Origin of the sequence: Paraburkholderia sp. BR10923 (genome assembly GCF_040948765.1) — a bacterium.
Classification (GTDB): domain Bacteria; phylum Pseudomonadota; class Gammaproteobacteria; order Burkholderiales; family Burkholderiaceae; genus Paraburkholderia; species Paraburkholderia youngii.
In genome coordinates, this window is sequence record NZ_JBFPKO010000001.1 from 340,050 (window position 1) to 353,167 (window position 13,118).

Genomic DNA, 13,118 nt, shown 5'->3' on the forward strand with positions numbered 1-13,118 from the left:
ACGACCGACACCTCACAACTGCGAGACCGACATGAACGACGACGACATCGACCCGCAACTCGCCGCGATACTCGCGCAGCTATGGCGCGCGCATCGCGAGACACCCCGGCGCGCATGGTCGCTAGCGAAGCTGTCGAAGCAGGCCGGCGTGCCGATGAGCAGCTTGCGGCGGCAATTGACGGCGCTATCGGGCGGCGGTCTCGTCGATACGATGTTCCACGACGATGGCACCGGAGCCGCGTCGCTGAGCGAAATCGGCGCGCAGCTTTGCGCGGAGCTGTTCGGCCCAGGCGAGGGCGGTGAGCCGTCGGCCGCTGACTGAGCTTTGCGCGCGCAATTCACCCGGCGCGCAGGCTGATCGCCGTCGCGGCCAGTGTGTTTCGCCGTCTCATTGCCCAACGCTCGCCTGCACCTGCGGTTGCACCGGCATCGGCGCTTGTGCTTGCGGCGGCGCCATGTCCACAGCCTCGAGCGTGGCCACGCCGCAAAACCAGTCGCCATCGTGCGGCTGATACTTCCAACGCTTGCCCGACTGTCCGATCACGCTCGCACACTGCTCGTTGACGACGAGGCCGGGCTTCGCGGCCGTGCATTGCAGCGTCGACGGGTCCGGGTGCGCGTCCACATCCCCACCCGCGGACGCCGCGTGCCGCGAGCCGCCCGGCAAGCTCGCCAGCAGCCGCTGCAATTCGTCGATGCGCGTCGCGTACCACGTCCGCAGACACGCGGCGTCACGGCAGTTCGCTTCGCGCCAGGCCCACTTGCTGTCGCGGTCGTCGATGAACGCGCGGCGCTGGGCGACTCGTCGACGCGCTTTCCAGTAGAGTTGGCCCAACGTGTCGTCGAGCGCCGACAGCGCGGAGTCGCCGCAAATCATGCGCTCGGCCGGCGAGCGGCCGCGCTGGCAGTCGAAGCTGGTGGCGTTGGCATACGGATGCGCGAGCAGCAGTCCGGCGATCAGGAGGGGGCGGAAGAGGGTCATCAGGGTCCCGGCGGTGCATCGATTGATCATGCCGCCGATGATCGACCGGTCGCGCGCCTCGCGGACGTCCGAACAACGCGGGAGTTCGGGCTGTCGTTACCAGATGTTGCCGCACGGGCTTGCCGGCCGGCATGTGCCGTGCGCGAGTACGGCGCGCGCACGTTCGCGTGTCATGAAGAAGGCGCAATGTCTATATATTGGAAGTGGGGGCACATAGGCCGGCGTGGTCAAAAGGTGGCCATCGAAATAGGAAGAACGAATGCAACGACAACTCGTGATCGGTCTTTACATGGCAGCGGGCCTGCTGATTTTGCCCGGCGTGGCCAGCGCGCAGTCGCAGGCCTATACGAATAGCGGCACAAACCTGCGCGCGGGCCCGGCGTCCGACTACCCGATCGTCGCGCAGCTACCGGGCGGCGTTCCGGTGACGGTGATGGGGTGCCTGAGCAACTACCAGTGGTGCGACGTCGCCACACCAAATCTGCGCGGCTGGGTGTATGCGTCTCGGCTCAGTTCGCCGTACCAGGGCTACAACATGCCGCTGAACTACGGCGCCGCGCTCGGCCTGCCGATCCTCGCGTTCTCGATCAACGATTACTGGGGCAACTACTACCGCGGCCAGCCGTGGTACGGCCAGCGGTCGCGCTGGGCGCGTCATGCGCCGCCCCCGCCGCCGCGACCGGGCGCCGGGCATCCGCCGCCGAACTGGCGGCCGTTGCCGGGGCATGTCGGCGGGCGTCCTCCGGGCGGGCCGCCGCCGGGCAACGCGGGCGGCCGTCCTCCGGGTGGGTCGCCGCCGGGTGACGCGGGTGGCCGTCCTCCGGGTGGGCCGCCGCCGGGCCATGCAGGCGGACGGCCTCCAGGTAACGAGGGCGGCCGACCACCGGGCAACGCGGGCGGCCGCCCACCGGGTGGCCCGCCTCCGGGCAGCGCCGGCGGCCGTCCTCCCGGCGCGCAGCAGGGCGGTGGGGCTGGCCGGCCACCGGGCGGCGGACCGCAAGGCGGCGGAGGCGGTCGCCCGCCGGGCGGCGCTCAGCAGGGCGGCGGCAATCGTCCCCCAGGTGGTCAAGGCGGACCTCAAGGCGGTCATCAAGGCGGACCCCAAGGCGGTGGTGGCGGCGGAACACGGCCACCAGGAGGCGGCGGCAACAATTGACAATTGAGACATTGACGCCGCCACAGCACTGAAGACAGTGGTGCCGATCGGGTCGCCGCAACGTGCCGCAGCGGCCGGGCATCGAGCCGCTGCGGCGCCTGCGGGCCACGAACCGACGGCCTCAGACCTGCCGTCGCCCGTCGTACCCGCGTCAACCGATGCTTGCACACCACACCCGTAGCCGTCCGCACGCGATGCGTGGCAGATTTTCACGCCGTGCTTAGCGTAAACCCCGGTGTGCCGCGTACACTAACTTGCCGTTGTTGGGTTGGGGGGCGCAACTATGATTTGCGAAGCGACATCACGTGGCACGACGACAGCCGCGCCGGAGGGCGCCCGCTATCGCCCGGAACGGGCCGAGGAAGTACTCGCATCCGAGCGCAGCGTGTTGCGGCTGATCACGCGCAACACGCCGCTGCCCGAGCTGCTCGACGAAGTCTGCCGTCGCGCCGAGGCGCTGCTCGGCGACGGCGCGTGCTGCTCGATCCTGCTGCTCGACCCGGACGGCTTGCACGTGCGCGTCGGCGGCGCGCCGTCGCTGCCGGCCCCGTTCAGCGCCGCGATCGAGGGCGCCGCGATCGGACCGCGCGCCGGCTCGTGCGGCACGGCGATGTTCGAGCGCCGTCTGGTGATCGTCGACGACATCGAATCCGATCCGCTGTGGGAAAACTTCCGCGCTTTCGCATTGCCGCACGGCTTGCGCGCCTGCTGGTCCGTGCCCTTCGAAAACGATGCGGGCAACGTGCTCGGCGCGTTCGCGGTCTACTACCGCACCACGCGCCGTCCGACCCCCGAGGAAGAGGCGATGCTGCGCGACATCGGCAGCAGCGTCGGCCTCGCCGTCCATCAGGACGCGATGGCGCAGCGCCTCGCGCATAGCGAGGAGCGTCACCGGCTGGTCGTCGATCATCTGAGCGAAGGCATTGTCGTGCAGTCGCGCACCGGCATCGTGCTCGCCTGCAATCCGAGTGCGCAGCGCATGCTGCACGTGACGCCGCAGGTCGTCGGCCGCAGCATGCAGACCGTGATGACACGCGCGTTCGGCGAGGACGGCTCGGTGATCGGCGACGCCAACCGTCCGGTCACCCAGGTCTTCGCGACCGGCAAGCCGATGCTCGGCGTGACGATCGGCCTCGAGCTGATGAGCGGCGAAGTCGTGTGGATCACGGAAAACGTCGTGCCGATCCTGCGCCCGGGCGACACCGAACCGGACTCCGTGCTGATTTCGTTTTCGGACATCGGGCCGGTGCGCGAGGCGCAGCGCCAGCTGAAGTACCTCGCCACGCGCGATTCGCTGACGGGCCTCTACAACCGCGCCTACCTGACCGAGCGGATGCGCGACCTGTTCGCGCCGCGCGCCGGCGGCGAGCATGGCGGCGAACTCGCCAGCGTCGCCGTGCTGTTCGTCGATCTCGACGGCTTCAAGAAGGTCAACGACACCGCCGGTCACGAAGCCGGCGATGCCCTGCTGTGCAGCGTCGCCGAGCGGTTGTCGGCCTGCGTCGGGCGCAGCGACACGCTGGCGCGGGTGGGCGGCGACGAGTTCGTGATCGTCTCCAGTGCGTGCGGTAATACCAGCGAGCTGATCGGCCTCGCGCATCGTGTTCTCGACATGATCGCGGTGCCGTTCGCAGTGGCGGGCAACGAGTACTACCTGGGCGCGTCGATCGGCATTAGCCTCTTTCCCGAAGACGGCCGGGACGTCGCGACGCTGATGCGCAACGCCGACTCGGCGATGTATCACGCGAAGCAGCGCGGCCGCAACAACTTCCAGTTCTTTACCGCGGAGCTGAACCAGCATCTGCAGCGGCGTTTCACGATCGAGCAGTCGCTGCGGCGCGCGCTCGCGGGCAACGAGCTGAGCCTCGTGTACCAGCCGATCGTCGATAGCCAGAGCGGCCGCACGATCGGCGCGGAAGCGCTGCTGCGCTGGTACAACAGCGAACTGGGCAACGTGTCGCCGGGCGAATTCATTCCGGTCGCCGAGGACGCCGGGCTGATCGTCGAGATCGGCGACTGGGTGCTCGAACACGCCTGCCAGCAGGTCGCGCAGTGGCGGCGCACGTTGGCGCCGCATCTGGTCGTCGCGGTGAATCTGTCGCCGCGGCAGTTCAACGACGGGCTGCTCGAGCGCATCGAGCGCTGTCTCGCGCAGTCCGCGCTCGAACCGGCCGCGCTCGAACTCGAAATCACCGAGCGGCTGCTGATGAGCGACAGCGACACCGTGCTGCCGATGCTGAGCGCGCTGAGCGCAATGGGCGTGCGCGTGTCGGTCGACGATTTCGGCACCGGCTATTCGTCGCTGTCGTACCTGAAGCGCTTTCCGCTGCACAACCTGAAGATCGACCGGTCGTTCGTCGCGGGGCTGCCGGATCATCGCGATTCGATCGCGATCACGCAGGCGGTCGTCGCGATGGCGCACTCGCTCGGCATGAACGTGACCGCCGAGGGCGTCGAGACCGCCGAGCAGGCGGCGTTTCTGCGCGCGATCGATTGCGACAAGCAGCAGGGCTACCTGTACAGCCGGCCGGTCGGGGCCAGCGCCTATGCGCGCACGCTGTACGACGCGCAATTGATCGGCATGGCGAAGGCGTCCTGATGCGATTGTTCAGTTTGCCGAACAAGTGACTTCGCGTTGCCGCTATTTATCGGCGGCGACGCGCTCCCTAGAATTCCCCCATCGAAACGTTATTGGTGCGCAGTGCCGAAGCGGCGCTCCGCAATGGGGGTCGTGATGTCAGAGTTGATCAGAAACCAGCTTTACCGACCATCGGTCGTGTTGCCGATGGTCGCCTTGATGCAGGTGATGGTGTCGCAAGACTTCAATCTCGGCCAGGTCGGCTGGGTGTTCGCGGCGCGCGGCGCGCAGGCCGCATTGCAGCGTTCGCGCGAGTTGATTTGCGCGGTTCATTGCCACGCCTGAGAAGTCCCGCGAAGTACCACCCAGTAATCCAGACTGATTGGCGCCGCCTCGCGCGGCGAAACGGGCCGTCGCCAAAGCGCCCGCGCAATCCGACATCGCATGGCAGCCCGGGGCACTAAGCGTAAGATGCTACGACCTGCACCCAGACCCGGGAGAGTTGCCATGCCACAGCACTTCGACGCAGTCGTGATCGGTACGGGGCAAGGCGGCTCGCCGCTCGCCGTGCGGCTCGCTCAAAGCGGGCGCCGTACCGCGGTGATCGAACGCGCGGACTTCGGCGGCACCTGCGTAAACGTTGGCTGCACGCCGACCAAATCTTATGTGGCGAGCGCCCGCGCGGCGCACGTGGCGCGCCATGCGGCGGACCTCGGTGTGCAGGTGGGTTCGGTCAGCGTCGATATGGCGGCCGTCAAGGCACGCAAGGACCGGATCATCGGACAGTCGCGCAGCGGCGTCGAAAAATGGCTGCGCGGCACGGAAAACATCACGGTGTTCAATGGCCACGCGCGCTTCACCGGCGCGCGCACGCTGTCGATCATCGGGCGCGACGGCCAACTGCTGGACGAGCTCAGCGCGTTCGAAATCTTCATCAACACCGGCACGCGCGCGGTCGTGCCGCCGCTCGAAGGCATCCAGCGGATTCCGTACTACACGAATTCGACGCTGCTCGAACTGACCACGTTGCCGAATCATCTGGTGATCGTCGGCGGCAGTTATATCGCGCTCGAATTCGCGCAGGTGTTTCGCCGCTTCGGCAGCCGCGTCAGCGTGCTGGTGCGTGGCGAGCGCGTGCTCAACCGCGAGGATGCCGATTTCGCGGAATCGGTGCAGAAGGTGCTCGCGCGCGAGGGCGTCGAGTTTCATTTCGGCGTGCAGCCGACGCGCGTCGAGCCGCATCCGCATCGCGCAAACGACCTGTGCATCGGCTTCGAGCAGAACATTCCGGCGATGGAGGCATCGCATCTGCTGATCGCGACCGGCCGCACGCCGAATACCGATGACCTCGGTCTCGATGTCGCGGGCATCGAGACCGACCGGCACGGCACGATCGTCGTCGACGGCCAGCTGCGCACCAGCGTGCCGGGCGTGTGGGCGATCGGCGACGTGAACGGCCGCGGCGCGTTCACGCATACGTCTTACGACGACTACCAGATCGTCGCGGCGACCCTGCTCGACGGCGGCGCGCGCAGCGTCGACACGCGGATCATGACGTACGCGGTGTTCGTCGATCCGCCCCTCGCGCGTGTCGGCATGTCGGAAGAGGAGGTGCGCAAGAGCGGCCGCAAAGCGCTGATCGCGACGATGCCGATGTCGCGCGTGGGCCGTGCGCGCGAGCGTGGCGAAACCGACGGCTTCATGAAGGCGCTCGTCGATGCCAACAGCAAACAGATACTCGGCGCGGCGATTCACGGCGTCGAGGGCGACGAGGCGATCCATACGTTCGTCGACATCATGACGGCGGGCGCGCCATATCCCACTTTGCAATACGCGATGCACGTGCATCCGACCATCAGCGAACTCGTGCCGACGCTGCTCGATGGACTCAAGCCGATGCAATGAACTGCGTTGACACCGGCGCGACACGCCCATGAGAAGCTCGCTCAAACCCGCACGTAGCAGCGGCAACCTGTTCGACGCCGTCGCGCGGTCGAGGACGACGGCCGATGAGCAGGTCGACGCGCTCGTCGAACGGGGCGGCGTGACGATCGAGCGGATCGTCTCGACAGGGCAGGCGAGTCCGCCGGGCTTCTGGTACGACAGCCCGCGCGCCGAATGGGTCGTGCTGCTCAGCGGCGCGGCGGTGCTCGAATTCGACGGCGACCCCGAGCCGCACCCGCTGAAGCCAGGCGATCATGTGCTGATCGAAGCGCATTGCCGGCACCGCGTCGCATATACGAGCGACACCGAGCCAAGCGTGTGGCTCGCCGTCTACTACCCGTGAGCCCCGGCGCATAGAGCCATTCGCGCGGCCGGCTCCGCGCATCGACAAATCCTCGCGCCATCGCGGATAATCGGCAGCGGCGCGGCCCGGGCGCAACCCGCGGGCGGGCTGTGCGCCCCACCGCATTCATCTTCGGGACAACGCAGCATGGGCAAGGGACGCGTCGAAGCCTTCAGCGATGGCGTAATCGCCATCATCATCACGATCATGGTGCTCGAGCTGAAGGTGCCCGAGGGCTACGATCTCGCGGCGCTGCGCCCGGTCGTACCGGTGTTCTGCGCTTACGTGCTGAGCTTCATCTACGTCGGCATCTACTGGAACAATCACCATCACGTGTTCCATGCGGTGCAGACGGTCAACGGCAAGGTGCTGTGGGCGAACCTGCATCTGCTGTTCTGGCTGTCGCTGCTGCCGGTCGTCACGCACTGGGTCGGCCGAAACCATCTGGCCGCGTGGCCGACCGCGATGTACGGCATCGTGCTGTTCATGTCGGCGATCGCGTATTTCATCCTGACGCGTGCGCTGATTTCTCAGCATGGACGCGATTCGGCACTGGCCAAAGCGCTCGGCAACGACTTCAAGGGTAAGGTCTCGGCCGTCATTTACCTGACCGGCATCGGGCTCGCGTTCGTCGTGCCGTGGGCGTCGGCGGCGCTGTACGCGCTCGCGGCCGCGTGGTGGTTCGTGCCGGACCGGCGCATCGAACACGTGCTGGAGGTCTGAGCATGCTGCTCGCGCTGAAGCTCGTGCTGGTGCCGGCCTTTCTCGCCGCGCTGACGGTGGCCGCGCGCGTCTGGGGACCATCGGTCGCGGGATGGCTCGCGGGGCTGCCGGTCGTCGCGGGACCGATCATGCTGCTGCTCGCGCTCGAGCGAGGGCCGGCGTTCGCGGCGCAGGCGTCGGCGGCGTCGATTGCGGCGATCGCCGCGTTGGAGGCGTTCAATCTTGCTTATGGTTGGACCTGCCGGCGTTTCGACTGGCCGCTTGCACTGGTCGTGGGGGTGGCCGGCTGGCTCGGCGCGGCGCTGCTGATCGTGCCGCTGCCCGGTTCGGCCGGGTGGGCGCTGGCGGCGGCGTGCGTGGGCGTCGCGGTGTCGCAGAGCAGCTTGCCGCGCGCGACCGGTCATGTACCGGCGGCGCGCGTCGGGCGCGCGGATCTGGCGGTACGCATGCTCGCGGGCGCGCTGCTGACGCTCGCGGTGACGACGGCCTCGGCATCGATGGGCGCGGCGTGGAGTGGCGTGCTGTCGGTGTTTCCGCTGCTCGGTATCGTGCTCGCGGTATCGGCGCAGCGTGCGCATGGCGCGGACTTCGTCGCGCTGCTGATGCGCGGCATGGTGGTCGGGCGCGGCTCGTTCGCGGCGTTCTTCGCGGTGACGGCGTTGCTGTTGCCACAGTACGGTGTGGCGACGGGCTTTGCGTGCGCGGCGGTGGTGTCGGTCGTCGTGCAGGGGTTGACGCGGCGCATGCTGGCCGGGCAGCGGCGCGCCCCAGCGGCGGCGCGTGAGTTTGCGCAGCCGCAGACTGAGCAGGACTGCGCATGACTTCACGTCGCCCACCATCGACTGCTGCCCGCATCGGGCTCGTCTCCGATACGCACAACCTCGTGCGTCCCGAAGCGTTGCACTATCTCGACGGCTGCGACGCGATCATTCACGCGGGCGATATCTGCAAGCCGGACGTGCTCGACGCGCTCGCGCGGATCGCGCCGCTGACCGCGGTGCGCGGCAACAACGATACCGGTGAATGGGCGGCGTCTTTACCGACGCATGCTCGGCTGACCGTCCAGCAGGTGACGATTCTGGTCGTGCACGATATCGCCGAGCTGGGCTGCGTACCGCACGACGAAGGCATTCGCGTCGTGGTGAGCGGCCACTCGCACAAGCCGTCGATCGCCGAGCGCGACGGCGTGCTGTACGTCAATCCGGGCAGCGCGGGGCCACGGCGCTTCAAGCTGCCGGTGTGCGCGGGCAGACTGATCGTCGAAGGCGCGCAGGTCAGCGCGACGTTCGATGCGCTGCTGACGTAAAGAAAGCGGGCCGGCGAATCTCGCCGGCCCGCTTCGAGACTACTCTAGCGGGGATGACTGCGCCGATCAGGCACGCGCGGTCGCAGCCGCCGCGAACCGTTCATCCATCTCCTCGGCCTCGCGTTCGCCGCGCAGCACCGCGTGCGCTTCGGCGCGCGTCGCGACGCACGGGCCCGAGCCGAGCAGCGGCTTGCGCGCGGTTTCGCGCAGCGCAAGCACCGATACGATGCCGATCAGCGATGCGCCCATCAGGTAGTACGCGGGCATCATCAGATTGCCGGTGCGGTCGACCAGCCATGCGGTCACGAGCGGCGTCGTACCGCCGAACAGCGACACCGAGACATTGAAGCCGATCGCGAGCGCGCCGTAGCGGATCCGGGTCGGGAACAGCGCCGGCAGTGCCGACGGCATCACGCCGGTGAAACACGACAGCAGCACGCCGAGAATCATCAGACCGGCGAACACCGGCAGCACCGTGCCCATGCGAATCAGCAGCAGCGCGGGAATCGACAGCGCGAACAGACCGACGCAGCCGAGCAGCATCACCGGCTTGCGGCCGATCGCATCGGACAGACGGCCGGCGGCGAGCGTCATCGGCATCATCAGGATCATCACGAGCAGCACGAGGAACAGGCCGTGCGTTTCGTTGAAGTGCAGCGTCGCCGACAGATAGCTCGGCAGATACGACAGCGCCATGTAGTCGGTCACGTTGAAGATCAGCACGAGGCCGACGCACAGCAGCAGTGGCTTCCATTGCTGCGCGAGCAGCTGGCCGAACGACTGTTTAGGCAGCGCGCGGTCCTCGGCTTCACGCTGTTCGGCCTGCTTCTTGAACGCGGGCGTTTCCTCGAGCTTCATACGGATGTAGAGACCCATGAGGCCGAGCGGACCGGCGATCAGGAACGGCACGCGCCAGCCCCAGGACAGCAGTGCGTCGGTCGACAGCGTCGCCGTCAACAGCGCGACCGTGCCCGCGCCGAGCACATAGCCGATCAGCGTGCCGAACTCGAGGAAGCTGCCCATGAAGCCGCGGCGCTTGTCGGTCGAGAATTCGGCAATGAAGGTCGCGGCGCCGCCGTACTCGCCGCCGGTCGAGAAGCCCTGCACGAGGCGCGCGAGCAGCAACAGCGCCGGCGCGAGAATGCCGATCGTCGCGTAGTTGGGGATCAGGCCGATCGCGAAGGTGCCCGCGGCCATCATGATCATCGTCATCGCCAGCACGCGCTGACGGCCGATACGGTCACCGAGCGGCCCGAACACCATGCCGCCGATCGGCCGCACGAGAAACGCCGCGGCAAACGTGCCGAAGGTCGCGATGAGCTGCGCCGACGGGCTCGACGAGGGGAAGAACACCTTGCCGAGCGTCACCGCGATATAGCTGTACACGCCGAAATCGAACCATTCCATCGCGTTGCCGAGCGCCATTGCGCCGACGGCCCGTTTCAGGAGGGAGTGATCGACGACGGTGATGTCGTCGAGGGTAAGGCGTTGTTCTTGTTTGTGATGTCGCCAGAAGCCGTTGCTGGAAGCGGTCAAGGTTAAAAACTCCAATGACTGCGACGAAACTCGTGATGCGTTCCGCCTCGGTTGCTGGAAGTGCAATTTCGTGAGCGTGGCGAGGGTATCCGCGGTGCCGGTTATCCGGCGGCGGAACAGTTGGCGAAATGAAGCAAACGCCAGTGCCTCGCGATAAGTTCGCGAAAAAACACTCGTCTAGATTGTGCTGACAGTTGCACCTGCGTGGCCGTGGAAGGGGGGCAGGTGCATGAAGGACGCGGGGCTGCGGAAGCCGACCCATGCGCCACTGAAGGCTTGAAACGAAAAAGGCCGGTCTTGAATTTATCCGCGTTAGGCGGGGAAACGACCGACGAGCCTTCTTGTTTAAAAACAGCTCGATTCAGGATGACGCACGCGCGGAAAAGGCACGACAAGCCAATCTGAAAAGAACACGAATGAAGGTGAATTACAGCTGAAACGGGGCACATATTAGCACGATGACAGAGGATCGTGCAAACCGGGGGTGCGGGCGAAGGCCGCTGGTGTGGCTCAATCCATTGCGGGGCGGGGATTCTGGCGGGGTCGAAACGGGTTTGAAAACGGACCGCTTAGAACATTCGCGGGGGGCGATTTTTTGACGTGCAGACGAGATGAATGCCGACACGATGCGCGGCCGATGTCGGGGCGAAAAAAATCCGCACTCGCGGCGCGGATTTTTAGGCGTGTGTTCGCCCGGTTCGGGCGACGCGTGCCGGTGTCGCTCTCGACGTGGCAAGCTCAAGCCGACGGCGGCACGTAGCCCGATGCGGTATCCGCGCCTTCGCCGAAGAAGAACTTTTCGGTCTGCTTCATCAGATACTGACGCGCGCGCGGATCGGCCATGTTCAGGCGGTTTTCGTTGATCAGCATGGTCTGCTGCTTCAACCAGGCCTGCCAGGCTTCCTTCGAGATACTTTCGTAGATCCGCTTGCCGAGTTCGCCCGGCAGCGGCGGGAAATCGAGGCCTTCGGCTTCCTTGCCGAGCTTCGCGCATTGAACCATACGAGTCATGCTGTGCTTCTCCTGTGTCGACCGGAGTCAGTGCTTTAGCACTGACTCCGGTCCCATGAAAAATAATTACTGTATCAACGTGGGGCGGACAAACGCCAGTTCGGATCAAATGGGGACGATCACGCAGATACTCAAAGCTGTTTCATCAGCACGAGCGACTTACGCTGCCAGTTATAGAGTCGGCGGCGGTCTTCAGGCAGGTCGTCGACCGTAGCCTTGACGAAGCCGCGTTTCAGGAACCAGTGTTCGGTGCGCGTGGTGAGCACGAAAATGCGCGTGAGGCCGCGTGCCCGGGCACGCTGCTCGATCCGCTTGAGCAGACGCTCGCCGTCGCCGGTGCCTTGCGCTTCGGGCGCGACCGTCAGGCACGCCATCTCGCCGATGCGCTCCTGCGAATACGGATACAGCGCCGCGCAGCCGAACAGCACACCGTCGTGCTCGATCACCGAGAAATGGTCGATGTCGCGCTCGATCTGGTGACGGCCGCGCCGTACCAGCGTGCCGTCGGCTTCGAGCGGCTCGATCAGCGCGAGAATGCCGCCGACGTCGTCCGGCGTCGCTTCGCGCAGGCTTTCGAGGTTCTCGTACGAGATCATCGTGCCGACGCCATCGTGCAGGAAGAGTTCGAGCAGCAGGCTGCCGTCGAGCGCATACGGGATGATGTGCGCGCGCGGCACGCCGCCGCGGCAGGCGCGGATCGAATGCTTCAGGTAGAAGCCCGCGTCGCCGGTGACTTCGCCGCTTTCGTGCAGCTTGTAGGCGTCGTCGAGCGACAGTTCGCGGATCAGCTCCGTACCGCTTTCGCTGGTCTCCATCAGACCCGCGGTTTCGGTCAGGAACACGATCTTGTCGGCGCGCAGCGCGATGGCCGCGGCCGACGCCACGTCTTCCATCGACAGATTGAACGCTTCGCCGGTGGGCGAGAAGCCGAGCGGCGACAGCAGCACGAGCTTGCGGCTCGCGAGCGAATGTCGGATCGAATCCGCGTCGATCTTGCGCACGAGACCCGTGTGCTGGAAGTCGACGCCGTCCAGAATGCCGACTGGGCGCGCCGTTACGAAGTTGCCCGACACGACGCTGATGTGCGCGTGCGCCATCGGCGTGTTCGGCAGACCCTGGCTGATTGCGGCTTCGATGTCGAGACGCACTTCGCCGGCCGCTTCCTTCGCGGACTCGAGCGCGCGCGCGTCGGTAATGCGCATGCCGTGCGAAAACTCCGATTCGACGCCGTGGAGACTCATCTGCTCCTCGACCTGCGGGCGCGAGCCATGCACCAAAACGATTTGGATGCCCATTGCCTGTAGCAGCGCGATGTCGGACACGAGCGCATTCAGCAGCCCCTGATGCACCACTTCGCCGCCGAAACCGACGACGAATGTCTTGTTTCGGAACGCGTGGATATACGGAGCGACTGAACGCATCCAGTCGACGAATTGCGCGTGCTGGGCGAGGGTTTCCGGCGAGTCGGCCGGGGCCGGAACGCTCGCGGGCGCGGGGACGAGGTCGGTTTGGGAATTCATGCCGGGGATTATAATGCGC

Annotated in this window: 13 protein-coding genes; 9 read left to right on the forward strand and 4 right to left on the reverse strand. The window is 66.4% G+C overall.

Annotated features, from left to right (window positions below):
- Positions 1 to 31 precede the first annotated feature (31 nt).
- The gene (locus AB3X94_RS01580; protein ID WP_368595210.1) at positions 32 to 322 is read left to right on the forward strand and encodes an ArsR family transcriptional regulator; all 291 of its coding nucleotides are present in this window, start codon (positions 32 to 34) and stop codon (positions 320 to 322) included.
- Between the two features lie 66 nt (positions 323 to 388).
- On the opposite strand, the gene AB3X94_RS01585 is transcribed toward AB3X94_RS01580, so the two are convergent.
- On the reverse strand, positions 389 to 982 hold the full coding sequence (locus AB3X94_RS01585; protein ID WP_368610651.1) for a lysozyme inhibitor LprI family protein: 594 nt from the start codon (positions 980 to 982) through the stop codon (positions 389 to 391).
- Positions 983 to 1,241: 259 nt separating this feature from the next.
- Here AB3X94_RS01585 and AB3X94_RS01590 point away from each other — a divergent pair, with 259 nt between their 5' ends.
- From AB3X94_RS01590 to AB3X94_RS01625, 8 genes are all read left to right on the forward strand, one after another.
- Positions 1,242 to 2,138, forward strand: coding sequence for an SH3 domain-containing protein (locus AB3X94_RS01590; protein ID WP_368610652.1), 897 nt, complete (start codon positions 1,242 to 1,244; stop codon positions 2,136 to 2,138).
- Positions 2,139 to 2,421: 283 nt separating this feature from the next.
- Positions 2,422 to 4,737, forward strand: coding sequence for a putative bifunctional diguanylate cyclase/phosphodiesterase (locus AB3X94_RS01595; protein WP_368610653.1), 2,316 nt, complete (start codon positions 2,422 to 2,424; stop codon positions 4,735 to 4,737).
- Between the two features lie 135 nt (positions 4,738 to 4,872).
- The gene (locus AB3X94_RS01600) at positions 4,873 to 5,061 is read left to right on the forward strand and encodes a hypothetical protein (RefSeq protein ID WP_008922008.1); all 189 of its coding nucleotides are present in this window, start codon (positions 4,873 to 4,875) and stop codon (positions 5,059 to 5,061) included.
- A 162-nt stretch (positions 5,062 to 5,223) separates the two neighbouring features.
- Positions 5,224 to 6,621, forward strand: a complete 1,398-nt coding sequence (locus tag AB3X94_RS01605) for an FAD-containing oxidoreductase (RefSeq protein ID WP_368610654.1) — start codon at positions 5,224 to 5,226, stop codon at positions 6,619 to 6,621.
- Positions 6,622 to 6,649: 28 nt separating this feature from the next.
- Positions 6,650 to 7,003 carry a cupin domain-containing protein gene (locus AB3X94_RS01610; RefSeq protein WP_368610655.1) on the forward strand — a complete coding sequence of 118 codons (354 nt, stop codon included), beginning with the start codon at positions 6,650 to 6,652 and terminating at the stop codon, positions 7,001 to 7,003.
- Positions 7,004 to 7,150: 147 nt separating this feature from the next.
- Positions 7,151 to 7,726, forward strand: coding sequence for a TMEM175 family protein (locus AB3X94_RS01615; RefSeq protein WP_176108148.1), 576 nt, complete (start codon positions 7,151 to 7,153; stop codon positions 7,724 to 7,726).
- Between the two features lie 2 nt (positions 7,727 to 7,728).
- A complete protein-coding gene (locus AB3X94_RS01620) occupies positions 7,729 to 8,547 on the forward strand; it encodes a hypothetical protein (protein ID WP_368610656.1) in 819 nt (272 codons plus the stop codon).
- Positions 8,544 to 9,032: a metallophosphoesterase family protein gene (locus AB3X94_RS01625; protein ID WP_184226637.1), complete on the forward strand. Its 489-nt coding sequence runs from the start codon at positions 8,544 to 8,546 to the stop codon at positions 9,030 to 9,032. Before AB3X94_RS01620 ends, AB3X94_RS01625 begins: the two co-directional genes overlap by 4 nt.
- Before the next feature lie 66 nt (positions 9,033 to 9,098).
- Here AB3X94_RS01625 and proP read toward each other — a convergent pair whose 3' ends face one another.
- The 3 genes from proP to argA form a co-directional block, all read right to left on the reverse strand.
- A complete protein-coding gene (gene proP, locus AB3X94_RS01630; protein ID WP_176108151.1) occupies positions 9,099 to 10,568 on the reverse strand; it encodes a glycine betaine/L-proline transporter ProP in 1,470 nt (489 codons plus the stop codon).
- A gap of 738 nt (positions 10,569 to 11,306) precedes the next feature.
- The gene (locus AB3X94_RS01635) at positions 11,307 to 11,579 is read right to left on the reverse strand and encodes an oxidative damage protection protein (RefSeq protein ID WP_026228676.1); all 273 of its coding nucleotides are present in this window, start codon (positions 11,577 to 11,579) and stop codon (positions 11,307 to 11,309) included.
- 131 nt (positions 11,580 to 11,710) lie between these two features.
- Positions 11,711 to 13,099, reverse strand: coding sequence for an amino-acid N-acetyltransferase (argA, locus tag AB3X94_RS01640; protein WP_176108152.1), 1,389 nt, complete (start codon positions 13,097 to 13,099; stop codon positions 11,711 to 11,713).
- Positions 13,100 to 13,118: the final 19 nt, after the last annotated feature.